Raw genomic sequence first — 24,137 nt, 5'->3', positions numbered from 1 at the left:
CCGAGGCGATCGACGCCAAGGGCCGGCTACGCAAACGCTACCCCTACGCCACCATGACCACCCCTTACGAGAAGCTCAAGTCACTGCCCGAGGCCGCCCAGTACCTCAAACCCGGCGTCACCTACGATGACCTGGATGCCATCGCCTACGCCATCAGCGACCATGAGGCCGCCCGGCGCCTCAACGAGGCCCGAGCTACACTGTTCCGTTCCATCAACCCAGCCCAAAAACCCGCTGCCTGACTCGGGCCATCACCCCCCCTTCAGCCTCTTTTCTGGATTGGAAAGGTCTTCCTGTCGGCCAGGGCCAGGCCTCGCCGCCGCATCCAGGCTACGCCAAGTCGCCGGCAGGGGCTGATCAGACCCCTCGGCGTTGGCGGAGGGCCTCGTAGAGGCAAATCCCCGTGGCCACGGAGACGTTGAGGCTCTCGACGGTGCCGAGCATGGGCAGGCGGGCCAGGTAGTCGCAGCGCTCCCGGGTCAGCCGGCGCAGGCCGCGGCCCTCGCCGCCAAGGACTAGGGCGATAGGGCCCTTGAGGTCGAGGCCATAGAGGTCCGCCTCCGCCTCGCCGGCCAGGCCGACCAGCCAGATGCCGCGGGCCTTGAGGGCATCCAGGGTCCGCGCCAGGTTAGTGACCTGGACATAGGGAACAGTTTCCGCCGCGCCGCTGGCAACCTTGGAGACGGTGGGGGTGAGGCCCACGGCATTGTCCCGGGGGGCGATCACGGCCTGGATGCCGGCGGCGTCGGCGGTGCGCAGACAGGCGCCCAGGTTATGGGGGTCCTGGATCTCGTCCAGGATGAGTAGGAAGGGCGGCCCCACCAGGTCATCGAGCAGGGCGTCCAGATCGGGCTCGCCCCGACTCGCCGGGACACTGACCCAAGCCAGGGCGCCCTGGTGATTGATGCCCGGGGCGGCGCCTTCGATCTCCTCGGCCTCGACCTGGCGTAGCCTGACCCCGGCCCCGCGCGCCAATTCCGCCAGTTCTGCCAACCGCCGGTCGCGCCGCCGGCCCTCCAGCCACACCTCGTCAACCCCAGCCCCGCCATGCTTGAGGGCGCCGCGCACGCTATGGATACCCGCGACGGGTGTCAAGCCTTGAGGCCCCTTGGGCGGGACATGGGATCTGGTCATGGAGGGCGCTGCCTGTATGTCGGAAGTTTGCCGGGAAAGGGGCCATTAAGGCGCACTCAGCCGGAAATTCAATAGCCTCGCCAGGGCTGGTGCGGGCGGGTACTAAGGGGGGCAAGGTAACACGCCCTCCAAGCCCACCGGAAGCCCAGACATCACCGCCAATCCGGCAGCCACCTCCCGCTCGACTGCCACCTTGGTGGTCCGCCCTTGCCCATCCCGCGTTCGCGGTCCATCACAAATTTGTATTTTATTATATTAATCATACTATTATAGCAAATAGCATCACCTGGCACGGGACTTGTGTTAGTAGCTACAAGTTCCCAATCCTTTTCCAACCCAGGACCGCCACATGAGCCACTTCATCACCCCCAACGCCCGCCGCTTCGCCCTCCTGACGGCCCTGCTGCTGACCCTGGCTGGCCCTCAGGCGGCCACCGCCAACGAGACCGGCTCCGCTACCAGTCCAGCCATGGCCCCGTTGTTGCCATCCGCCTGGCCACCGACGGCAGCCATTTTGATCCAGTTTCTCGGGGTTGAGTAACTGCTCCAATAGGGCGCGCACCATGACGGTAGCGGGGCTTCTCTCGGCAAATTTCTGGAGGATCTCGCCAAACATGGCTGCTAGGCTCCCGGGTGGCGCTAAAAATCTTCTTATCTTACAATATGTTGATGGCGCCTTAAAAGGACTGCTCAAGGAACCAAAGACCAGCCCGCTCGTATCAAGCCCCAATTACAACACCTGGCATTCAGACATTGAATGCATTTTGGTTTCCAGGCACCCTTTGGGGGTTACTCCATAGCAAGAAAGGCTCGGGCCAGAAAGGCGGCCATCTCCTCGCGGCTCACGAGCCCAGCCGGACAGTAGTTGCCATTACCACAACCACTGGTTACTTTTAGCTCATTAAGCCGCTTGATGTAGCCACAGGACCAGGCATTGGGGGAGACATCATTAAAGGGCGGTATCCCACCACAATAGTTAACCGGCGGCTCGCCCTCTTTTGCACGAACCAAAAATACGGCCATCTGTTCGCGGGTAACAAGCCCCGATGGGCAGTAGTTGCCATTACCACAACCTCCGGTTATTTTGAGTTCATTAAGCCGTTTGATGTAGCCACAGGACCAGGCATTGGGGGAGACATCATTAAAGGGCGGTACCCCTGCACAGTAGTTAACCGGTGGTTCACCAACATCCACCCGTACTAGGAAGGCGGCCATTTCTTCACGGGTGACGAGTCCGCCCGGGCAGTAATTACCATTGCCGCAACCGCTGGTTATTCCCGCCTTGTAAATGGCATTGATGTATTTTGCCGACCAACTATCAGGAGGCACATCGGCAAAATTCCAATAATTAAGCCAATTATGGAGAGCCGCCAGGTATGGAATATCGAAGCGGCCATAGTAGTCAGGGCCTGCCGGATTAGAGCAACTACTCGTGCCTCCATGGAGGCTGCCAACAAACTGCAGGGTATCGTTCAAGAAAATTCCTGACCCACTACTACCTCCCTCGGTAATACCATTCTGCCAGCTAATGGAAAAATGGTCCGAGCTGTTGGCCTGTGTTGAATTGCAGTAAAAAATGCCATCCTCGCCATCCAAGCAATGCCAATAGTTACTCAGGGATCCAAAGCTGATTTTTTGCAAATCTCCACCTGGATGATGCACTCCCGTCAGAGCGGTAAGGTTGGCGGGCAGGGACGCTGACCAACCGGAAAAAATAACTCCGCTAGGCGGGATACCCAACAACCTTAGGAAACTGGTATCAGTCGCCGGGGAGGCATACAGTAGATCGGCCCCATCCGTGAGGGTCTGATACGTTCCCGGAGTGCCACTGTTGCAGGCCGATGCACGCCAAAACCAGAAAGTCTGCAAACTGGTAGCCGCAGTCTGGGTCGAAATACAATGGTTGGCGCTATAAAAGTAGGGAATATAGGTAGAGGGATCTGCGTCATTCAGCAGGGTTCCGGTGCAGAGATAGGTAGATTGGTCTTTGGTATAAACCATGCGCGCCATCGCCCGGCTTTGCACATCCCAGGCGGGATAACACATGACGTCCAATTCGCAGGGCAACGCTGTCCTGTCCTCTATTTCAGTCGAACCAAGCGGCGATTGAAAGAGATGAGAGAGTCGGGGTAAGGCCACCTCCAGTTCAGCCGGATCGGCCGAGACGGGCAACTCAATCTCAATGATTGCCGTATCCCCCTCAATTACGCCAGACCATAAGGTTTCGGCATCCTCATCCATCTCTCCTGCATCAAAGTTGCGCTGCAATCTGGCCTTGATTATGGCTCCGGTCATCTCCTCGACCTGTACGGCACCGAGGGGATAAAACTTCAATATAGCCTCATCGGGTATGCCGGACACACGGAGGCCTAGACGGAGGGCCAGGGCTCCAGGTGAAGTGATCCGGAAGGCGAAGGACAGTCCACCGTCCAGGGTCAGATACCACGCCTGCCTAGACCAGAATTTGTCTGGATCCTGCAGTTCGGGTATGGGGCGGTCGAAACCGATTCTGAGGGGGCCTGGCGCAGACTCCTGTCCCATCTTGGACTCGTATTCCAGCATACCAACGTCTTCGAGTCCGATAGGTACGGCATCCCCCTCCCGCAGGGCTGGCCTGGGGATCCGAGGTGAGGGTGCCAAGGTAAGGGGCATTTCAGCGGGACCCAGACTGCTTCCAGGTTGGGCATGAAGCTCGGCTATCAACATAAAAAAAGCCAAGAGCATAAATAACGTAGGCGCCAAAAAGGAGGAGTGCAAACATGGGAGTATATGTTGAGGAAGGTTGCTAGGCATCTTGGAAATGGCATTCATCATTAAAATTCTTGTTTCTTATGGGTTAATTGTGAAGAGTCAGGAGTTTATTAACTTCTGACACGAACAGATCAGGCATTTAGCCGCCACGGTTCGAGGGCCTCAAAGGGGGCAGCCATGGCGGAGTGCCCGCTGAGGGAAACTATAATCGTAGACGTTGACATATCATAGCAATGTCTCCGCCAAGTGCTCGCCCGAGCAGCTGTGGTTGGTCGCCAGGACCTCGCAAAGCCGCCCGTTAAAGTACCCCAACTTGCCGTTAGTCCGCGGATGGCGGGGTAGTACGGACGTTGATATGCCGGTGGAGGTGCATGGCTCAGCTGATCCCCACACATGCTTAACTCCGCCCTCCCCGCCCCCTAGACTACCCGCCCAGGCGAGTCTGCGGCCAATGGTTCGACATCCCCTTACGCCAGCGCATCATGGGCGCCGTACGGCACGAGCCCGACCTCAGTTGGCGCTCCCTGGCGGAACGGGTGTGTGACTGGCTGGGCTGGGGCATCGAGGTGTTTCATCGCACCCTCAAGACCGGCTGCCAGATCGAAACGCGTCAACTGGGTTTTGTGGCCCGCCTGGAGAACTGTCTGGCCATTGATCTGGTGGTGGCCTGGCGGATCTACTATCTGACGATGCTGGGGCGCATGGACCCCGACGCCCCCTGTACGCTGTTCTTCCAGGACCCGGAATGGCAGGCGCTCTATACCTGGTTTCATCAGACCACCGTCATGCCGGATAAGCCACCCACCCTGCAGGCGGCGACCCGCTGGATCGCGATCAAGGGGGGCTTCCAGGCCCGTAAGGCCGATGGTCATCCGGGGGCGGAGGTGCTGTTGCACGGCTTGCAGAAGCTGGACGTGGCCATCGAGGTGTATCTTATCTACCATCCCGAGGAGCGGGTGGGCTGGCGCGATGAGTATCCGCCAGGTTATTTACGGCCGCCGCCAGAAGATACTTCATGAGAGGGGGATGCTTCAAAGATAAATCTGACCAGCTAAAGCCGGTGGCTTTAACCTTGCTTCTGACAATTAAATTTTAAATATAATATCCGTGTACCGAACTTCGCAAGGGGAAGCCTTTCCTATGAAGAACGCACTGCGGGTCCGCTTTTCCCCCATCCCATTATAGGACGCTCAATAAAATAATAGCTTAAAGAAGCTATAGGAATGGTTAAAGCAAAAGTCAGAGCCAAGGCTAACCCGCTGTTTAATAGCGTGCTCCAATTTACTGGCAAAAAGGAACTTATCCAGCCTTGAACGGGAAGATGCCAGAGGTACAGCCCAAAACTAATTTCCCCAAAAAACACCAGATACTTGTTACCTAGAATACTTAATTTTCCGGTTGGTAATAAAAAACAGTATACGCCTAGAGCGATAATGATAGCCATCAGTGGGTTCCAAATTGCCAGCATCCAATGACCGCTCCAATACGATCCTATATTTGCGACAAGCCAGTATTGCATCGCAAGGAAGGCGGCAGCAAGAATTAATAAAATTAAACGGCGCAGAGCCATTGAAAACTTAATATGCAAATATGCCATGCTCACACCCGCAACAAATGTTGAGAGCACGCCTGGTATTGAATCCAAGATATACAAATAGTCTGAGTAATTTTCCCCTTTATATACCATCATAAAGCCGACACGCCAAGTAATCGTTGTCACAAATGAGGCAAAAATTATAGTGGTCAAACCGAATTTTCGCACAAGGAGAATAATGAATGGCAAGAACAGGTAAAATACCAGCTCAACTGGCAATGTCCACCATGTGGATATCGCTGGCCTTGTCATCCATGGCGGCAAATTAATCCATAAAAATAGATTCCGTATTATATCTGATAAAGTAAGCGCTGAAAAATAATCTGGGAAAGTAAGGGCAGGGAAATATCCAAAAGCAACAAAGAGTAAAAAAATTGTTTGCGCCCATACCGCGGGATAGATTCTGAAGAACCTTCGTTTCCAAAACTTCGCAATAACCATGGCAGAAATATTGCGATCGGCCAATTGGGAGCCAAGCAGATAACCAGACAACACAAAAAAAAGGGGGACCCCCAACCAGCCGAAACCAAATTGGAAGGTCAAATTCCATGAGGTCCCCAAAAACTCCACATCATCTAGAGCGTTAGGAAGTGATGGGAATAAGAGGACCCAGTGGAATAGCAATACAGCACAAGCGGCTATGCCGCGGAGCCCATGGAGAACAGGATTGAAAGCTAGCATCATTGATGATGTAAACCCAAAAAGAGCAGTTCCCTCCTGCTTCAGAGGCGCCAAGCTCATGAAATAAAGGCAAAAGTAGGCGCCTATGCACGCACTGATCCTCCTCCCGGCGGGGGAACCCCAACCCATGGCCTGGGTGTCGTTTTCTGGCCCCGTCGCCGTCGATACCTCCGGCGGCCGCTTCCATGTCGAATGGGACCTCCAGGCGGCGGTGACGCCCCTGGGCCAGTTGCCCTTCTTCATCGCATTCCACCACGTCAGCGGCCTCTTCGACCCCTGGGTGGCCAACTGTCCCCTCCAACTGACCAATCCCCATGCCCTGCTGTTGGGGATGCAAGCAATGGTCAGTGAAGATTCGGTACGGCACCACCTACCTGGGCAAGCTGGAGGAACCCGTGGGGATCACGGTCGCGACCTCGCCGATGCGGAACTACAGTGGCCCTATTCCCGATCCAACCCCAAGGCCAGATCCGCGGCGATATCGGCCAGATCCTCCAGCCCAACGGCGACGCGGATGAGGCCTTCACCAATGCCGGCGCGGGCGCGTTCCTCGGTGGTGAGGCGGCCGTGGGTGGTGGTGGCGGGGTGGGTGATGGTGGACTTGGTGTCACCCAGATTGGCGGTGATGGACAGGAAGCGAGTGGCGTCAATGATCCGCCAGGCGGCATCTCGGCCACCGCGCACCTCGAAGCCAACGATACCGCCGCCGGTGCGCTGCTGGCTGCCGACCAGGTGATGTTGCGGGTGGGAGGCCAGGCCGGGGTAGTGGACGCGCTCGACGGCGGGGTGGGCGACCAACCACTCGGCTAGGGCCTGGGCGGCACGGGCATGGGCCAGCATCCGCAGTTCCAGGGTCTCCAGGCCCTTGAGGAAGACCCAGGCATTGAAGGGGCTCATGCTGGGTCCGGCAGTGCGGATGACGCCCAGGACCTCCTCGCCTACCCGCTGGGCATCGCCGACCACGGCCCCGCCCAGACACCGCCCCTGGCCATCCAGGTACTTGGTGGCGGAGTGGATGACCAGGTCCGCGCCCAGGCTCAGGGGCCTTTGCAGGGCGGGGGTGCAGAAGCAGTTGTCCACGGCCAGGAGGCAGCCATGGGCGTGGGCCAGATCCGCCAGGGCGCGGATATCGGCCATCTCCGTCAGGGGATTGGAGGGGGTTTCCAGAAAGAGGAGCTGGGTGTTGGGCCGGATGGCCGCTGCCCAGGCATCCAGATCCGGCAGGTCCACATAGCTGGTTGCGACGCCGAAGCGGCCCAGGTACTTGTTGAAGAGGACCGTGGTGCTGCCAAAGATGGCGCGGGAGGAGAGGACATGGTCCCCGGCCTTGAGCAGTCCCAGGCAGGTGGCGAGAATGGCCGCCATGCCCGAGGAGGTGGCGACGCAGGTCTCGCCGCCTTCCAGGGCCGCCAGACGTTCCTCGAAGGCCCGCACCGTGGGATTGGTGAAACGCGAGTAGATGTTCCCCGGCTCGTCCCCGGCGAAGCGCGCCGCCGCCTCGGCGGCATTGGCGAAGATGAAGCTGGAGGTGGCGAAGATGGGCTCGCTGTGCTCCCCTTCCGCCGTGCGATGGTGGCCGGTGCGGATCGCCCGGGTGGCGAAGCCCGCGCTGTTCAGGGGGTCCGGATCAGGCATTGTTATAAAGCTCGATGCCGGACTCGCAAAGGCTGTGTCGGCTTTCCTGGACGACATCATTGCGCATGGCCTCCAGTTGCCGGAGATAGACCTCGGTCACGTCACCCGTGACATAGTCGCTATCGAAGACCGAGGTATCGAAGCGATCCACATCGCTCTTGCCCTTTTTCTGGACGGCGTCGATCAGGTCCTCCAGGTCCTGGAAGATGAGGCGATCGGCGCCCAGGACCAGGCGGATCTCTTCCTCGGTTCGGCCGTGAGCAACCAACTCGCTTGCGGCGGGCATGTCGATGCCATAGACGTTGGGATAGCGCACCGGGGGCGAGGCGGAGGCGAAATAGACCCGGCGGGCGCCGGCTTCCCGCGCCATCTGAATGATCTGCTGGGAGGTGGTGCCCCGCACGATGGAATCATCCACCAGCAGGACATTTTTGTTGCGGAATTCCAGCCCGATGGCGTTGAGCTTCTGGCGCACGGATTTCTTGCGCACCTGCTGGCCTGGCATGATGAAGGTGCGGCCGATATAGCGGTTCTTGATGAAGCCCTCGGCGTAACTCACCTCCAGGGTCTGGGCGAGTTGGAGCGCCGCCGTCCGGCTGGTGTCCGGGATGGGGATGACGACGTCGATGTCATGATCATCCCCCCATTCCCGCCGGATCTTGGCCGCCAGCCGCCGCCCCATGCGCGAGCGGGCCTTGTGGACGGAGATGTTGTCGATGAAGGAGTCCGGCCGGGCGAAATAGACGAACTCGAAGATGCAGGGCGAGAGGACCGGCCGGGGGGCGCATTGGTGCTTGTACAGCTGGCCCTTGACGTCGATGAAGACGGCCTCGCCCGGGGCGATATCGGCGATCAGATTGAAGCCGAGGGTATCCAGGGCCACGCTCTCCGAGGCGATCATGTACTCATCGCCCAAAGGCGTCTCGCGCTTGCCATAGACGACGGGGCGGATGCCATGGGGGTCGCGGAAGCCCAGGATGCCAAAGCCGGGGATCATGGCCACCGCCGCGTAGCCGCCCTGGCAACGCCGATGGACGCGGCTGATGGCGCGGAAGACATCTTGCTCGTCAATGCGCAGCTTGCCCTCGATCTGTAACTCGTGGGCCAGGACATTGAGGAGGATTTCCGAATCCGATTCGGTATTGATGTGGCGCAGATCCTCCGCGAAGAGGTCGTGTTTGAGGGCGTCAGCGTTGGTCAAATTACCATTATGGGCTAGGACGATCCCGTAGGGCGAATTGACATAGAAGGGCTGGGCCTCGGCGGAACAGGAGACGCCGGCGGTGGGATAGCGGACATGTCCCAGACCCATATTGCCCCGCAACTGGATCATGTGGTGGGTTTGGAAGACATCCCGCGCCAGGCCCATATCCTTGCGCAAGTGGAGTTTTTCACCCTCGCAGGTGACGATGCCGGCGGCGTCCTGACCCCGGTGCTGGAGGACCAGCAGGGCGTCGTACAAGGATTGGTTGACGGGACCCTTACCCACAATACCGACGATACCGCACATGAACCACCTCGTTGTTGGGGCGTTAGAATCATTGGCTTTTCCGGAGCCGGGTCACAGGGTCCGGACGCGATCTTCCACTTGGGGCGGCACCTCCGCCAACACCCGCTCGGCCAAGGCCTGGAAGCGCCCGATCAAGCGGGAATCCTGCCAGGCTGGCTGATCCGCCAGCGGCGTCAGGGCACCGAGAAAGGCCAACATGGCGATGATGAGGACACCGCGGACCAGGCCCAAAAGGGCGCCCAGCAGCCGGCTGGTCCCGCCCAGACCCGCCAGTTCCACCAGTGAGGTCAGGAGATAGCCCACCAAGCCTCCCACCATCACCAGGCCCAGGGCCGTGAGCAGGTAGGCCGCGGCGGCGCGACTGGTGGCACCGGGGAGCCAGGGGGCGAGCTCGGGTTCCAGGTGCGGATAAAGGCGCCAGGCCAAGAACAGGGCGAGGGACCAGATAACCAGGGACAGCAACTCCCGCACCAGGCCCCGCCCCAGGCCGATCAGGGCCGAGAGGACGATGAGGCCCAGAATGCCGGCGTCGATCCAGTTGAGGGTCATCGGAGGGCTGGCGTCGGCATGGTGGGGCCTGGCCTTGCGGGCAAGCCAGGCCTAGTAACGCTGCACCTGCCCGGACTGGCCGGTCTTGTCGCGCACGGAGGCGGCCAGGGCATCGATATCCTTACGCTCCTGCCGGGGCCCAACGCGCACCCGGAAATAGGTCTTGCCGTTGACCTCCGCCGTCTCCACGAAGGCTGGAAAGCCCTTGGACTTGAGATTCCCCGCCATCTCGTCGGCCTTGGCGCGTTCCGCGAGGCTGGCCACCTGGAAGACCCAGCCAGCACCCGTCTTCCTGGGGCCCGGCTCGGCGGGCTTGGCGGCCTCTTTTTCCTTGGCGGCCTCCTTGGGGGCATCCTTGGGAGGGGCTACCTTGGCGATCTCTTTCTTGGGCTCCTTGGCAGCCTCTTTCTTGGCATCCTTGGCCGCCGGCTTGACGGCTTCCTTGGGCTTTTGCGCCTCGGTACCCTTGGGGGGCGTGGCAGGCTTCGTCACCGGCAGATCGACCCGGGAGGCCGCCATGTCGCGCTCGGAGGACGTCAAGAGGTCAGGTGGCGGCAATTCGGTGATGGTCGCGAGGGGAGACGGCTTGGCCGGCTGGCGAAACTCGGCATCCATCTCGGGGCGGGCCTGATCCCTCGGCACCCCCTCCGAGACCGGAGAGGTCGCCGGGGGCTTGGGTTCCTCCTCCAGCACCATGGGCACAAAGGTAACCAGCAGGACCACGACCACCGTAGCCCCGATCAGACGTCGCTTGGACCCTTCCTCCATCGCGTTCTCCCTGGGGCGCCTTGGCCCATTTGTCAGATATTGCGTGTTTCTGGACGCGAGATTACGGACCTCGGCCTACCCTATGGGGAGATTATAGCAATAGCCGGCCAGGCTATTGGCGATCCTGTCAAACCAGACCGCCTATCAGTCCCCGGGCGTGGCGGGCCCGGGCCTTATCCCCGCCATATCCCGCAGCACCGCCTCCACCGTGGTGAAGGAGCCAAAGGCCAGGATGCAGTCCCCCGTCAGGGCGCTAGCGCCCGCGCCGGCAATGGCCGCTTCAATCCCGCCATATTCCTTGAGGTTCAAGGTTAGCCCCCGTTCCGTCCCCAGGGCCGCGAGGGCGGCGCTCAATGCGGCCACCGGCAGGGCACGGGGGTTGGCCGCGGCACCCAGATGCCAGCAATCCGCCCAATCCAGGAGGGGACCGGCCACGGCCGCCGGCTCCTTGTCGGCCAGCAGACCGAGGACGGCATGGTGGCGGCCCTGGCAGGGAAAGCTGGCGAGATTAGCGGCCAGGGCCTGGGCCGCCGGGCCATTATGGGCGACATCCAGGATCCAGGTCGGCTGGCCCGGCAACACCTGGAAGCGGCCGGGCAGGCGCGCCCGTTGCAGCCCCTGGCGCAGATGGGCCACGGACAGGGGTAGCCGATCGCGCAAGAGGCGGGTGGCCATGATGACGGTCGCGGCGTTGTCGAATTGGATGAGGCCACGCAGGGCCGGGGTGGCCAGGCTCAGGGGCGGCAGGCCTTGGCTCGTCCAGCGCCAGCCGGGCGGCTCCTCCGTCCAGTCGAAATCCCGACCCAGCGCCTGGGCCGGACAACCTAGTGCCGTGGCCCTGGCCAGCAGGACCGGCAGGGGCTGGCGGTGTCCGAACAGAACCGGTCGCCCCGGACGCAGGATGCCGGCCTTTTCCAGGGCGATCTCCTCCAGGGTCTCCCCCAGCCAGGCCATGTGGTCGCGGCCAATGCTGGTGATGATGGCCAGGTCGGCGTCGAAGAGGTTGACCGCGTCCAGCCGGCCACCCAGGCCCACCTCCAGGATGGCCAGGTCGGGACGGGCGCGCAGGAAGAGATCCAGGGCGGCCAGGGTACCGAATTCGAAATAGGTCAGGGATTCCGCGCCCCGGGCGGCATCGACCCGGGCGAAGGCGGCGCACAGCTCCGGGTCCGAGACCTCCTGGCCATCCAGGCGGATGCGCTCGTTGTAGCGGAGCAGGTGCGGCGAGGTATAGGCGGCGGTCCGATAGCCGGCGGCGCCATAAATAGCCTCCAGCATTGCGACCGTGGAGCCCTTGCCGTTGGTCCCCGCCACCGTGATCACCGGGAAGGGCAGGGCGCGGGGGCCCAGGCGGTCCCAAACCCGCCCCACCCGGTCAAGACCCAGTTCGATGGCGGCCGGGTGCAGGCCCTCCTGCCAGGTCAGCCAATCTTGAAGGCGGGCATGGCGCACAGCTTAGCCGCTCACACCGGCCCGCGATGGGTGAGGATGGCGATCAGATTGGCGATGCGCTCGCGCATCTCGCGGCGGGTCAGAATCATGTCCAGGGCGCCATGTTCCAGCAGGAACTCACTGCGCTGGAAACCCTCTGGCAGGGTTTCACGCACCGTCTGCTCGATGACACGGGGTCCGGCGAAGCCGATCAGGGCGTTCGGTTCGGCGATATTGATATCGCCCAGCATGGCCAGGCTGGCGGAGACACCGCCCATGGTGGGGTCCGTCATGACCGAGATGAAGGGCAGGCCCCGCTGCCGCAACCGGCCGATGGCCGCGCTGGTCTTGGCCATCTGCATCAGGGAAAAGAGGGACTCCTGCATGCGGGCCCCGCCGCTGGCAGCGAAGCAGACCATGGCCGCGCCATTGGCCAGAGCCGCGTCCACCCCGCGGGTGAAGCGCTCGCCCACCACCGAGCCCATGGAACCTCCCATGAACTGGAATTCAAAGGCGGCGGCGATCAGGTCCATGCCCCGAAGCCGGCCGCGCATGACCACCAAGGCCTCCTTTTCGTTAGTCTCCTTCTGGGCCTGGATCAGGCGGTCCCTGTACTTCTTGAGGTCCTTGAACTTGAGCGGATCGAGGGATTCCAGTTCGCCGCCGATTTCCTCGCGGCCCTCGGGATCGAGGAAGTGGTCCAGCCGGCGCCGGGCACTCAGCCGGTTGTGATGGCCGCACTTGGGGCAGACCTCCAGATTCCGCTCCAGCTCCGCCCGGTAGAGGACTGCGGAGCAACCGGGACACTTGGCCCAAATGCCCTCGGGCACCGCCCGCTTGCTGTTGGGTTCCGTGCGGATGCGGCTAGGCATCAGTTTTTCGAACCAGTTCATGGGTACAGCTATCTCCGCTGGCAACTATTTAAGGCCCCGGGCCCGGTCCGTGGCGTCGATGGCGGCGCGCAGCCCGGTGAGGAAGTCACCAATGGCCCCCGGAATATGCTCCGGCTTCATGGCCAGGGCCTCGATACGGCCGACGATGGCGCTGCCGACGATGACGGCATCCGCCATCTCCGCCACCTGGCCGGCGATCTCCGCGTCCTTGATGCCGAAGCCGACGCCCACCGGGAGCGGGATCAGGCGGCGGATCGCCATCAGCCTGGTGTTGACGTCCTCCAGGTCGAGATGACCCGCGCCGGTGACGCCTTTGACCGCCACGTAATAAACGAAGCCACTGGCCACGGCCCCGATCTTGCGGATGCGATTCTCGTCCGAGGTGGGCGCCAGAAGGTAGACCAGGTCAATGCCGGCCTGGCGCAGGATAGTCACCAGGTCGCCGCTCTCCTCGGGGGGGGCATCAACCAGGAGGACACCGTCCACGCCTGCCGCGCTGGCCGCCTCGGCAAAGCCGGCGTAGCCCATGCTTTCGACGGGATTGAGGTAGCCCATGAGGATGACCGGGGTGGCCGCGTCCCGGGCCCGGAATTGGCGCACCCGATCGAGGACGTCCCGCAGCCGGGTGTGGTGGGCCAGGGCCCGCTCGCTGGCGCGCTGGATCACGGGACCGTCGGCCATGGGGTCGGAAAAGGGCACTCCCAACTCGATAAGGTCGGCGCCAGCGGCGACCATGGCGTGCATCAGGGGGACCGTGGTCGCCAGGTCCGGGTCGCCCGCCGTGACGAAGGGGATGAGGGCGGTGCGGCCCCGGGCGGCGAGGTCGGTGAAACGGGCGGCGATGCGGCTCATATCTGGAGGCCCTCAAGGGCGGCAACCGTGTGCATGTCCTTGTCGCCACGGCCCGAAAGATTGACGAGGATAATCTGATCCGGACGCAGGGTCGGGGCCAGCTTGATGACCTGGGCCAGGGCATGGCTGGACTCCAACGCCGGTATGATGCCCTCGGTGCGGGTCAGGACATGGAAGGCGGCCAGGGCCTCGGCGTCCGTGATGGAGACATACTGGGCGCGGCCGCTGTCCTTGAGCCAGGCATGCTCGGGGCCGACGCCGGGATAGTCGAGGCCGGCGGAGACGGAGTGGGTCTCGATGATCTGGCCGTCAGCATCCTCCATCAGGTAGGTCCGGCTACCGTGCAGCACCCCCGGCCGGCCCGCGCACAGAGGCGCGGCGTGGTGGCCGGTCTCGATGCCCTCCCCCGCCGCCTCGACGCCGATCAGCGCCACCGCCTGGTCGTCGAGGAAGGGGTAAAAAAGGCCGATGGCATTACTGCCGCCACCGACGCAGGCCACCAGGGCGTCCGGCAACCGACCCACCCGCTCCAGCATCTGGGCGCGGGACTCGCGGCCGATCACGGCCTGGAAGTCGCGCACCATGGCCGGGTAGGGGTGAGGGCCCGCGACCGTGCCGATGATGTAGAAGGTGTTATCGACGTTGGTGACCCAGTCGCGCATGGCCTCATTCAAGGCATCTTTAAGCGTGCGGGAGCCGGACTTGACGGACACCACCTCGGCGCCCAGCAGGCGCATGCGATAGACATTCGCCTCCTGGCGGGCGACGTCGATCTCGCCCATATAGACCACGCACTCCAGCCCCAGGCGAGCGGCGACGGTGGCGCTGGCCACGCCATGCTGACCGGCGCCGGTCTCGGCGATGATGCGGGTCTTGCCCATCCGCTTGGCGAGCAGGGCCTGGCCGATGGTGTTGTTAACCTTGTGGGCGCCGGTATGATTCAGGTCCTCGCGCTTGAGGTAGATCTGGGCCCCGCCCAGTTCCCGGCTCCAGCGCTCGGCGTGATAGATAGGCGAGGGCCGGCCCACATAGTCGCGCAGGTCCGCATCCAGTTCGGCGAGGAAGGCCGGCTGCTGGAGATAATGCTTATAGGCCTGACAGAGTTCGTCCAGGGGCCGCATCAGGGTCTCCGGGACAAAGAGCCCGCCATAAGGCCCAAAATGTCCCCGGGCATCCGGCCAGTGGTAGGCCTCAGCGCGATTGGTCGCCATCGTTTACACCTTTCATGAAAGCCGCCATCTTCTGGCGGTCCTTGACACCCTTGCTCACCTCTACCCCGCCGCTCACATCAACCGCGTAAGGGCGCAGACGGCGGATGGCCTCGGCCACGTTAGCCGAGTCCAGGCCGCCGGCGAGCACGATATGCGGCGCCAGGTCCGCCGGGACAAGGTCCCAGTCGAAGCATTGGCCGGTCCCGCCGGCCCGGACCGGGTCATAGGCATCCAGCAGCAGGCCAGCGGCGGCGCCGTAGCGCTGGCGCAAGGCCCGCAGGTCCGCGCCGGGACGCATGCGGATGGCCTTGATCCAGGGCCGCCCAAAGGCGGCGCAATATTCCGGCGGCTCCTCGCCATGAAATTGCAGCAGGTCGAGGGCGACCCGCTCCAGTGTCGCCCGCACCCGCTCGGGCTCCGCGTCCACGAAGAGCCCGACGCGCGTGACAAAGGGCGGCAGACAGGCGCCCAAGGCCCGGGCCTGCTCGATGGCCACCCCCCGGGGACTGGGGGCATGAAAGACCAGCCCGATGGCATCGGCACCCAGTTCCGCCGCCGCCATCAGATCGACCTCGCGGGTTAGCCCGCAGATTTTAACCCGTGTTCGCAACTTGGCTAAGCCTTATTATACTCAAAGACACATGATTTTAAGGTTTCTCCGGGCCGGCCCTCCCGCTCCATGCCGAGGATTGCCGGGCACTGGTGAGCGTCGTTCCAGGCACGGCAAGCGGCGACCATCACGCAGAGAATAAAGGATTTGGGGATGGCGCGCGCCCTCGAGCCGTCAGGCCCCTGGTGCAAGGCCCCTCACACCACCTCCCCAGGCGGGAACTATGCTGGGCCGGAACAGGTCCGAAGTGCTCGAATACTCAGGTGTGCCTGGTGGCCGAGGGCTCACCCGACCCCGACCAATGTCCCCAGCCGCCGCCTACCACCCCCAATCATAGATCGCAGGTTCCAGGAGACCCCGGTGAAGTTAGCTGTCAGCCCTCTTTTGATCGCCGGTACTCTCTTGTTGGTAAGCCTCGCTTGCGCTGACGAGCCCCTGCCCAGCGCAGCCCTCCCCTGTCCGCCAGGCCAGGCCGAGGAGACCCAGGGCTGCGCGCTGGCACCCCAAGGCCAAGCCCCGGGGACCTGGGACCTCGCGGTGGGTGAAAGCCCCCAATCCCTCTTCGACCGCGCGACGCGCCATGACCTCTGGATGCGCCAGCGCCTCATGCCCGCGGGCGGCGTCATGCCGGCCTACTTTGCCGATGCCAGCCTCACCCAGGTGCAGGGCTACGATGGCCGCCGGGATCCCGCCATCTGGACCGGCGCCTATCTGGCGGCCCAGGCCCTGCGGTTAATGGCGACGGGCGCGGCGGATGCCAGGACTCAGGTCCATCAAACCGTGCGGGTGCTCGATCGCTGGTGGCGCATCTCGGGCGATCCCGGCTATCTCGCACGCTTCGCCGCCCCCACCCAAAGTTCGGAGGCCATCCTGGCCACCCTGCCCGCCAGCGACCCGGAGGTCATCCGCAACGTCCCCTTCAACCATCAAGTCTGGCACTGGCGGGGACGTGTCAGTCGCGATCAATACCAGGGGGTCCTGCTGGGCATGTCGCTGGCTTACGAGGCGACCTCCGACCCCGCAATTCGCCAGATGATCCGCGAGGATGTCACCCGTTTCGCCGAACAGCTCATGCGGCGGGAGTCCAGGCGCGTGAAGGTGGTCGTCAACGGCTCCCGCGGTTTCACCCTGACCCTGGCGCTCCAGCATGTCGTTTACAGCGACGACGAAACCCCGGACGGCATACCCATCCTCAACATTCACACCAACCCCTTGGCGGCCGAGGGCTCGGGGATGCTGGTATTCTGGCCCAATTCCAGCGAGGCCCTGCGCCAGATTCCGGGTCTGGGCGGACTGCCCGATGTCCCAAACCCCACCCAGGCCATCCAACTGGCCTCGGCCTTTCAAGTCGCCTTGCAGGTCACGGCGGGGGTGCCGGGCTATGCGGCCCGTCATGCCGCCCTGCGCGCCCATTACGAGGAGAACTTTGACACCTGGTTCGACATCGCCTCGGGCTGGGAGAATACCAACACCTGCGGTGCCGGTTACCACGGTATCGACATCGCCTTCATGCCAATTTTCAATTGGATCAGGCTGGAGGAAGACCCGACGCGCCGGGCCCGGCTCCAGACGGCCGTCCTGCGGGATGCGCTCTGGTCAGAGGTAGCGGACCACAAGAACGTCTTTTTCGCCTTCATCTATGCCTCCCAGGCCGCGCCGGAGGATGCGGTGGATGACGTCATTGCGACGCACCTGGCGCAACTCGGCGGCTTTTCGGACGCCCCCCAACTCGCCCTGCCCCTTGATGTGCGGTGGAAGTATCCGGAAGATCCCCAGTGCCCGGGCCTGGCGACAAGCGCCACGGATGTTGCCGACCGACCCGCCGCCACCTTCATCTGGGAACGCCAGCCCTGGGTGCGGTTCGCGGCGGGCACCCCCAACCTCGTCTATCCGGGTGTCGATTACCTGCTGGCCTATTGGCTTGGGCGCCAGGCGGGATTCATTGCGGCGGACGTAAAATTGACCATCACGCGCTCGGGCACGGGTGTTGGCAAGGTCACCTCAAACCCGGCGGGCATTAACTGCGGTAATGACTGTAGCGAGATCTACCAACTGGGCCAGAGCATCACCCTGACGGCGACCCCTGCCCCTGGCTCTGGCTTTGCGGGCTGGAGTGGCGCCTGTACCGGCAAGCCCAGGACCTGTACCCTCGCCATGACCAGGGCGAGAAACGTGACCGCCAGCTTCGTCCCGCTTACCATCAAAATCAACGACATCACCCTGACCGAGGGCAACAGCGGCCTTAAGACCTTCAATTTTGCCGTGAGCCTCAGCGGGTTGAGCGGCGGTAGCGTCAAGGTCAATTACACCACCGCCAATGGCACGGCCCAGGCCGGCGGTGACTACCTCGCCAGTTACGGCACCCTGACCTTCAATCCCGGTGAGGCCCAGAAGACCATCGGCGTCCGCGTCAAGGGGGATACCCTCAAGGAGGGCCATGAAACCTTCCTGGTCAACCTCGCGGCCCCGACGGGCGCCAGGCTCCTCGATAGTCAGGGCAAGGGGACTATCACCAGCGACGACTAGGAAGGGGGCGGGTCATCCGTAAGGTACCTCCATAACCCTCTGGGGTAATTCGAATTCCGCCGGATAATCCGCCCGCACGAAGTAGAGGCCCTGGGGCGGCGCCGTGACCCCGCCACGGGCGCGGTCGCGAATCGCCAGCAGCTCTTCGACCCAGCCGACCTCTGCCTCGCCCCGGCCGATGGCCACCAGGACGCCGACGATGTTACGCACCATGTGGTGCAGGAAGCCATTGGCGCCGATCCTCAGCTCCAGACGCTCTCCCTCCTGGCTCAGGTCGCAATAATGAACCCGGCGCACGGGGCTTTTGGCCTGACAGGCCTGGGCGCGAAAGCTGGAGAAATCATGCTCCCCGACCAGAAGCGAGGCCGCCGCCCGCATCCTTGCCAGGTCCAGTTCCTGGTGCAGCCAGACCGCCCGATCCCGGTCCAGGGGCGAGCGCGTCCGCCGGCACAGGATGCGGTAGCGGTAGTGGCGGGCGATGGCGCTGAAACGGGCGTGAAAGGCCGGGTCCACGGGCCGGGCCCAGACCACGGCCACCTCCGGGGGCAGGTTGACATTGGTTCCCAGGACCCAGGACCGCTCGGGGCGTTGGGCCCGGGTGTCGAAGTGGATCACCTGCTCCAGGGCATGGACGCCCCGGTCCGTGCGCCCCGCGCAATGGACCCGGATCGGCTGATCGGCGACCCGCGACACCGCCACCTCCACCTCGCCCTGGACGGAGCGGGCACCGTCCTGGAGCTGCCAGCCATGGAAGGCGCTGCCGTCGTATTCGATGCCCATGGCGATACGGATCAGGCCCGCCGGGGAGCTGGTTTCGGGACCCAGGGGGGCGCCACCCAAGGCCGCCGCCGTCACTCCAGCCGCGCCAGCATGGCCTTGGCCTCGGCAATCTGATCGCCTGTGCCCTCGGCGATGGTCTCGACCAGGATGGCGCGGGCCGCCTCCGGGTCATCCATCTGTAGATAGGCGCGCGCCAGGTCCAGTTTGATCCCTACCTCGTCCCAGGGAGCGGCATCCATGGGGAAGTCCGCGGGGAAATCGGTATCGGGAGAGGATGTCTCGGGGAGGTGCTCCTCTGGCGGGGCCTCTTCCTGTTCCAACTCAAAACCCAGTGCCCCCCAATCCAGGGTCAGGCTGGCGGCAGGGGCTGCCTGGGGTTGCTCGGCCTGATGGCCCCCACTGGCAAAGGCCGACAGGTCAAGATCCATGAGATCGTCGAGGTTCAGATCGAGATCCATCAGGGGTTCCCGAGGCTGGTCAGCCGCGGCAGAGCCCAGCTTGCCCAGGCTATCAAGATCCAGGTCAAAGTCGCCAGCGGCCAGATCCAGGACCGGCTCGGGACTGGAGGCCTGGGGGGCAAGCACCAGGTTGCCAAGGGCAGGAGTCACGGGGTCGAGGGGCTCCTGGGGCGCGGCGGGTGTCGCGGGCGGATTCGGCGTCAATGACATACCCAGATCCCAGCCCTCCAGATCCGAGAGGTCCAGTTCGTAGGGCTCCTCGCTGGGCTTGGCGGGTGCCGATGGCGAAGCCTTGGCCGCCGCCTCCAGCGGGACATCCAGATCCAGGCTGTCCATCATCCCCGGGGAGGGCCTTGCCGGGGTCACCCCCAAGGTCGGAGTCAGGGCTGCCTCGGCCTGTTCCTCCCACTCCGCCAAGACCTCTCCCGCGGCGGCGGCCGCGAGCGCCAGGGACTTGAGGGCCAGCGGCTGGGAACCATGGGCTTCCTCCAGAGGCTGGACGGCCGCAACCCCCGGCGCGGCCACCGCGACGGGCGAGGGGCTCGACTTTGGATCCGGAGCCAAAGGCGGGCCCTGCTGGGGACTCGGGACTGCCGGCATGACTGCCGGACTCCCGGCAGTGACTTCTGCTGGCCCGGGCTTTAGCAAACTAGCGAAGCTCGGTGGCAAAGCCTCGGGCGGTTTAGGCTTCCTGACGGCCTGGGCGGCCCACTCGCGGACCTTGGTGATCATGGCCGATAACCTGTTTGGCTTTGACTCTAGTAGAGCGGGCTCCATGGCCGAAGCGGGCGGACTCTCGGCCAAGGCCACCTCCGCCCGGTCCGGCTCCGGAAGATCCGCTGCCTCTTTGGTCTGATTTTGCCGTCTTACCAGGAACAGCAGACCCAGCAGCAGGATGAGGAGCGGACCACCCGCTACCAAGGCCCAACTCGAAACATCATCGAGGAAGGAAGACTCCGGGGGTGGGGGCTCCTGGACTAGGCGGGGCGGAGGGGATGTCTTGACCGCCAACTCGGGTTTAGGCGATGGTTCAGGTAGAGCCTCCGGCTTGGGCGGAGATTCAGGCTGGGACTCGACCGGGGCCGGGCTCCCGGGCATCGGGCCCGGTGCCGAAATCCGTTCGCCCGGATCGGTTTCCAGCCGCCCGACATTCCCCGCCGGTTCACCTCGGGCCCCGGCACCCTGCAACTGGGCCAGTTGGGCATTGCTCAGTTCCAGGAGCCGCTTAATGTCCGAGAGGTGGTCCTCCAGCCGGCTGATGCGCCCCCGCAGGTCCGCCGTCTCCTGGCGACCGCTCTCGGCCATCTCCCGCACCAGCAGGATCTCACGCTCGACCAGGGCCAGTTCGGGCGCCACCCGCGCGGGGCTGGCGGCGCCCGATTCGGACGACGGGGGGCTGGCGACGGGTGGCCGGGCGGTGGGCGACGCCGGGACACTGGCGGTCGCCAGGCCCGCGCCGGCCAGATCCGGCTCCCGCGTGGCGATTTCCAGCCGATCCTGGATAGGTTCCGAGCCCGGGGCCCCGTCTTGAGGCGTCACCGGCAGGGGGGGCAGCGGCTGTCCACGCTGAGCGGCCAGGTACTGTTGTTTGGCCGTCTCCGCGTCAAAGGCAAAAATCAGATGGGGGCGCGGTATCTCCAGGCGCGCACCCGCCTTGATCTTATTGATATTCCCGCCACCGAAGGCTTGAGGGTTGGCGCGATAGATGGCCAGGGCCGTCTGGGCCTGGCTGGCGCCCTCGGGGGCCATGCGCCGGGCCACGCTGGTCAGGTTGCCCCCGGAGGGCACCGGGCCATAGCGCAGAGGATAGCCGGTGGGGGGCGGCGGGAGCGGCGCAGGGGCAGGCACCCGGGCCTGGGGCGACGGGCTGGCCGTTTGCCCCGCGAAGACCGGCGACCTGTCCGGGGGGGCGGTAGAGGGCGAGGCCGGCGCGGCGACGGGTGCCGGCGCCAGGGCCTTGGGCGGCGTCACCTTGGGCGGCGGCCGATGCAGCGTCGTCGGGGGATCGAGCAGGACCGTGTAGCCCTTGACCAGACGCCCCTTGGGCCAGGTGACCTCGACAAGAAAGTCCAGGTAGGGCTCGCGAATGGGCTTGGTACTGGTGACCCGCACCTGGACCTTGCCCTCCGGGGAGACCTCGGGGACGAAGATCAGGCCGGTCAGAAAATCGGACCGAGGGGAGCCGGCCTTGGTGAACTCGGCCTCGGGGGCCAGAAATACCTTGACCCCATCCAGTTCCTCCGGGGCGACACCGTTAAGCTCGATCCGACCCAGGAAGGGTTCGTTGAGGGCGGATTCGCCGCGGATACCGCCCAACCCCAGGGCCCCGGCGAGGGCCGGCAGCAGGGCCAAGGAGAGAACGGAGGCCTGTTTCAGGCAGCAGGACATGGACTTGCGTCAGTCACACACCGGGAGCCGAGGGGGTTGCGCAGCCCCGCCGGTCCCTGATGTCGCGCCACCCACGACCAAACCGACCTCAGCCTTGCCCCAGGAGCCGCAGCATGCGGCGCAGCGGCTCGGCGGCGCCCCAGAGCAACTGGTCGCCGACGGTGAAGGCGTTCAGATAGTCGTCGCCCAGGTTCATCTTGCGCAGCCGGCCGACGGGCACCGTCAGGGTGCCGGTGACGGTGGCGGGGGACAAGCCGGCGACCGTCGCCGGGCGCTCGTTGGGGACCACCTTCACCCAGTCGTTGGCACCGGCGATCATCTCCACCAATTCGTCAAGGGGAGCCTTTTGCTTCAGCTTAATGACCAGGCCCTGGCTATGGCAGCGCATGGCGCCAATGCGTACACAGGTGCCGTCGATGGGGATGGGGTTGTCCTGGCGGCCGAGGATCTTGTTGGTCTCCACCAGGCCCTTCCACTCCTCGCGGCTCTGGCCGTTCTCCAGCGGGGTGTCGATCCAGGGGATGAGACTGCCCGCCAGGGGGGCCCCAAAGTTTGCCGTCGGGAAGCCGCCGCCACGCATGGTCTCGGTGACCACCCGGTCGATCTCCAGGATGGCCGAGGCCGGGTCCGCCAGCCAATCGGCGCAGCCGGCGTGGAGGGTACCCATTTGGGAGAGGAGTTCACGCATGTTCTTGGCGCCCGCCCCGGAGGCGGCCTGGTAGGTCATGGAGGTAACCCACTCCACCAGGTCATGGCGGAAGAGGCCGCCGATGGCCATCAGCATCAGGCTGACCGTGCAGTTGCCGCCGATGAAGTCGCGCTTCCCCGCCCCCAGCGCTGCCTCGATGACGTCCAGGTTCACCGGGTCCAGGATGATAGTGCTTTCCTGCTCCATGCGCAGGCTGGAGGCGGCGTCGATCCAGTAGCCCTTCCAACCGGCGGCGCGCAGCTTTGGATAGACCGCCTTGGTATAGTCGCCGCCCTGACAGGTGACGATGGCGTCCATGGCGGCCAGGGCCTGCAAGTCGTTGGCGTCGAGCAGGGGCACGGCCCCCTGACCCACGTCCGGACCGGGCTGGCCGACCTGGGAGGTGGTGAGGAAGATGGGCTCCGGGATGACCGCAAAGTCATTTTCCTCCAGCATCCGGCCCATAAGGACCGAGCCCACCATGCCGCGCCAACCGATAAAACCGACTCGATTCATAACTAACTACTCCCCACTCAGGGCCGCCACGACGGCGTCGCCCATTTCAGACGTGCTGACCCGCCGCATGCCCGTGGACATAATGTCCGCGGTCCGCAACCCCTGATCGAGGACCCGCGTCACCGCTCGATCGATCCGCTTGGCCCCGGCTTCGTCGCCCAGGGAGTAACGCAGCATCATGGCCAGGGACAGGATGGTGGCCAGCGGATTGGCCACGCCCTGGCCGGCGATGTCCGGGGCCGAACCGTGGATAGGCTCGTACATGCCCTTGCCGTGCTCGTCCAGGGAGGCCGAGGGCAACATGCCGATGGAGCCCGTCAGCATGGAGGCCTCGTCCGAGAGGATGTCGCCGAAGATATTGCCGGTGACGATGACGTCGAACTGCTTGGGGTTGCGCACCAGTTGCATGGCGCAGTTATCGACGTACATATGGCTCAGGGCCACGTCCGGGTACTCGGCCCCGACCTCGGTCGCCACCTCACGCCAGAGCTCGGTGCATTCCAGGACATTGGCCTTGTCCACCGAGCAGAGGCGCTTGCCGCGCTGGCGGGCGATGTCGAAGGCGACGCGACAGATGCGACGGATCTCCGACTCGCTGTAGATCATGGTGTTGACGCCGACGCGTTCACCATCCTCGCGGACATGGGTGCCCCGCGGCTGGCCGAAATAAATGTCGCCCGTCAGTTCGCGCACGATGACGATGTCCAGCCCGGAGACGACCTCGGGACGCAGGGACGAGGCCGCCGCCAATTGGGGGTAGAGGATGGCCGGACGCAGGTTGGCGAAGAGGCCGAGACCCGCACGCAGGCCCAGCAGGCCCTTTTCCGGCCGGATGGCGATGGGGAGGGGCTCCCACTTGGGGCCGCCCACGGCGCCGAGCAGGACGGCATCGACCTCCCGGGCCAGCTCCAGGGTCGCCTCCGGCAAGGGGCCGCCGGTGGCATCGATGGCCGCGCCGCCCACCAGGGCCTCGTCCATAGCGATGTCCAGGCCATAATCGTCGCGCAGACAGGCCAGGACCTTGACGGCCTCATGGACGATCTCGGGGCCAATGCCGTCGCCCGGCAGGATCAGAATCTTCTTGCTCACGTGTCTCGTTGCCTTGTGGAATGATGGAGTTATCGCTAAAAAGCGGATGAAATTCCCGGGGGTAAGGCTGGCG

At 63.9% G+C, this 24,137-nt stretch carries 20 protein-coding genes; 4 read left to right on the top strand and 16 right to left on the bottom strand.

The features are described from left to right. Nucleotides 1–53: 53 nt before the first annotated feature. Nucleotides 54–242, top strand: a complete 189-nt coding sequence (locus IPN92_15460) for a hypothetical protein (GenBank protein MBK8639596.1) — start codon at nt 54–56, stop codon at nt 240–242. Between the two features lie 115 nt (nt 243–357). On the opposite strand, the gene rlmB is transcribed toward IPN92_15460, so the two are convergent. Beyond that, nucleotides 358–1,134: a 23S rRNA (guanosine(2251)-2'-O)-methyltransferase RlmB gene (rlmB, locus tag IPN92_15455; GenBank protein MBK8639595.1), complete on the bottom strand. Its 777-nt coding sequence runs from the start codon at nt 1,132–1,134 to the stop codon at nt 358–360. A gap of 349 nt (nt 1,135–1,483) precedes the next feature. On the opposite strand from rlmB, the gene IPN92_15450 reads away from it, so the two are divergent. Beyond that, entirely contained in the window at nt 1,484–1,675 is a 192-nt protein-coding gene (locus tag IPN92_15450; GenBank protein ID MBK8639594.1) for a hypothetical protein, read from the top strand. Between the two features lie 248 nt (nt 1,676–1,923). Here IPN92_15450 and IPN92_15445 read toward each other — a convergent pair whose 3' ends face one another. Then, nucleotides 1,924–3,696 carry an S-layer homology domain-containing protein gene (locus IPN92_15445; GenBank protein ID MBK8639593.1) on the bottom strand — a complete coding sequence of 591 codons (1,773 nt, stop codon included), beginning with the start codon at nt 3,694–3,696 and terminating at the stop codon, nt 1,924–1,926. 671 nt (nt 3,697–4,367) lie between these two features. Between IPN92_15445 and IPN92_15440 the strand changes: the two genes are divergently transcribed. Beyond that, nucleotides 4,368–4,904 carry a hypothetical protein gene (locus IPN92_15440; protein MBK8639592.1) on the top strand — a complete coding sequence of 179 codons (537 nt, stop codon included), beginning with the start codon at nt 4,368–4,370 and terminating at the stop codon, nt 4,902–4,904. Nucleotides 4,905–5,023: 119 nt separating this feature from the next. Here IPN92_15440 and IPN92_15435 read toward each other — a convergent pair whose 3' ends face one another. The 10 genes from IPN92_15435 to IPN92_15390 form a co-directional block, all read right to left on the bottom strand. Beyond that, on the bottom strand, nt 5,024–6,403 hold the full coding sequence (locus IPN92_15435) for an acyltransferase (GenBank protein ID MBK8639591.1): 1,380 nt from the start codon (nt 6,401–6,403) through the stop codon (nt 5,024–5,026). Between the two features lie 198 nt (nt 6,404–6,601). Then, nucleotides 6,602–7,795: an O-succinylhomoserine sulfhydrylase gene (locus IPN92_15430; GenBank protein MBK8639590.1), complete on the bottom strand. Its 1,194-nt coding sequence runs from the start codon at nt 7,793–7,795 to the stop codon at nt 6,602–6,604. Continuing rightward, nucleotides 7,788–9,305 (bottom strand): amidophosphoribosyltransferase, encoded by a 1,518-nt coding sequence (purF, locus tag IPN92_15425; protein MBK8639589.1) that lies wholly within the window; start codon nt 9,303–9,305, stop codon nt 7,788–7,790. The genes IPN92_15430 and purF overlap by 8 nt, the downstream gene beginning before the upstream one ends. Before the next feature lie 51 nt (nt 9,306–9,356). Continuing rightward, nucleotides 9,357–9,854, bottom strand: coding sequence for a CvpA family protein (locus tag IPN92_15420; GenBank protein ID MBK8639588.1), 498 nt, complete (start codon nt 9,852–9,854; stop codon nt 9,357–9,359). 51 nt (nt 9,855–9,905) lie between these two features. After that, nucleotides 9,906–10,622, bottom strand: a complete 717-nt coding sequence (locus tag IPN92_15415; GenBank protein ID MBK8639587.1) for an SPOR domain-containing protein — start codon at nt 10,620–10,622, stop codon at nt 9,906–9,908. A gap of 144 nt (nt 10,623–10,766) precedes the next feature. Continuing rightward, nucleotides 10,767–12,074: a bifunctional folylpolyglutamate synthase/dihydrofolate synthase gene (locus tag IPN92_15410; protein MBK8639586.1), complete on the bottom strand. Its 1,308-nt coding sequence runs from the start codon at nt 12,072–12,074 to the stop codon at nt 10,767–10,769. An 11-nt stretch (nt 12,075–12,085) separates the two neighbouring features. Continuing rightward, entirely contained in the window at nt 12,086–12,946 is an 861-nt protein-coding gene (locus tag IPN92_15405) for an acetyl-CoA carboxylase carboxyltransferase subunit beta (protein ID MBK8639585.1), read from the bottom strand. Between the two features lie 24 nt (nt 12,947–12,970). Beyond that, nucleotides 12,971–13,798 carry a tryptophan synthase subunit alpha gene (locus tag IPN92_15400; GenBank protein ID MBK8639584.1) on the bottom strand — a complete coding sequence of 276 codons (828 nt, stop codon included), beginning with the start codon at nt 13,796–13,798 and terminating at the stop codon, nt 12,971–12,973. Continuing rightward, on the bottom strand, nt 13,795–15,009 hold the full coding sequence (gene trpB / locus IPN92_15395; GenBank protein ID MBK8639583.1) for a tryptophan synthase subunit beta: 1,215 nt from the start codon (nt 15,007–15,009) through the stop codon (nt 13,795–13,797). Before trpB ends, IPN92_15400 begins: the two co-directional genes overlap by 4 nt. Beyond that, on the bottom strand, nt 14,990–15,619 hold the full coding sequence (locus IPN92_15390) for a phosphoribosylanthranilate isomerase (protein MBK8639582.1): 630 nt from the start codon (nt 15,617–15,619) through the stop codon (nt 14,990–14,992). Before IPN92_15390 ends, trpB begins: the two co-directional genes overlap by 20 nt. Before the next feature lie 360 nt (nt 15,620–15,979). On the opposite strand from IPN92_15390, the gene IPN92_15385 reads away from it, so the two are divergent. Then, a complete protein-coding gene (locus tag IPN92_15385; GenBank protein ID MBK8639581.1) occupies nt 15,980–18,145 on the top strand; it encodes a hypothetical protein in 2,166 nt (721 codons plus the stop codon). Between the two features lie 12 nt (nt 18,146–18,157). Here the strand turns inward: IPN92_15385 and truA are convergent, their stop codons facing one another. From truA to leuB, 4 genes are all read right to left on the bottom strand, one after another. Then, complete coding sequence (gene truA, locus IPN92_15380; protein ID MBK8639580.1) at nt 18,158–18,925, bottom strand: tRNA pseudouridine(38-40) synthase TruA; 768 nt, start codon at nt 18,923–18,925, stop codon at nt 18,158–18,160. Between the two features lie 71 nt (nt 18,926–18,996). After that, on the bottom strand, nt 18,997–21,771 hold the full coding sequence (locus IPN92_15375) for a hypothetical protein (protein MBK8639579.1): 2,775 nt from the start codon (nt 21,769–21,771) through the stop codon (nt 18,997–18,999). 88 nt (nt 21,772–21,859) lie between these two features. Then, complete coding sequence (gene asd / locus IPN92_15370) at nt 21,860–22,975, bottom strand: aspartate-semialdehyde dehydrogenase (GenBank protein ID MBK8639578.1); 1,116 nt, start codon at nt 22,973–22,975, stop codon at nt 21,860–21,862. A 6-nt stretch (nt 22,976–22,981) separates the two neighbouring features. Beyond that, entirely contained in the window at nt 22,982–24,064 is a 1,083-nt protein-coding gene (gene leuB, locus IPN92_15365) for a 3-isopropylmalate dehydrogenase (protein MBK8639577.1), read from the bottom strand. Nucleotides 24,065–24,137: the final 73 nt, after the last annotated feature.

This window comes from Chromatiaceae bacterium, from assembly GCA_016714645.1.
GTDB lineage: Bacteria > Pseudomonadota > Gammaproteobacteria > Chromatiales > Chromatiaceae > M0108.
Note: the sequence above shows the minus strand (reverse complement) of the source record. Positions and strands in the feature narration are given on the sequence as shown.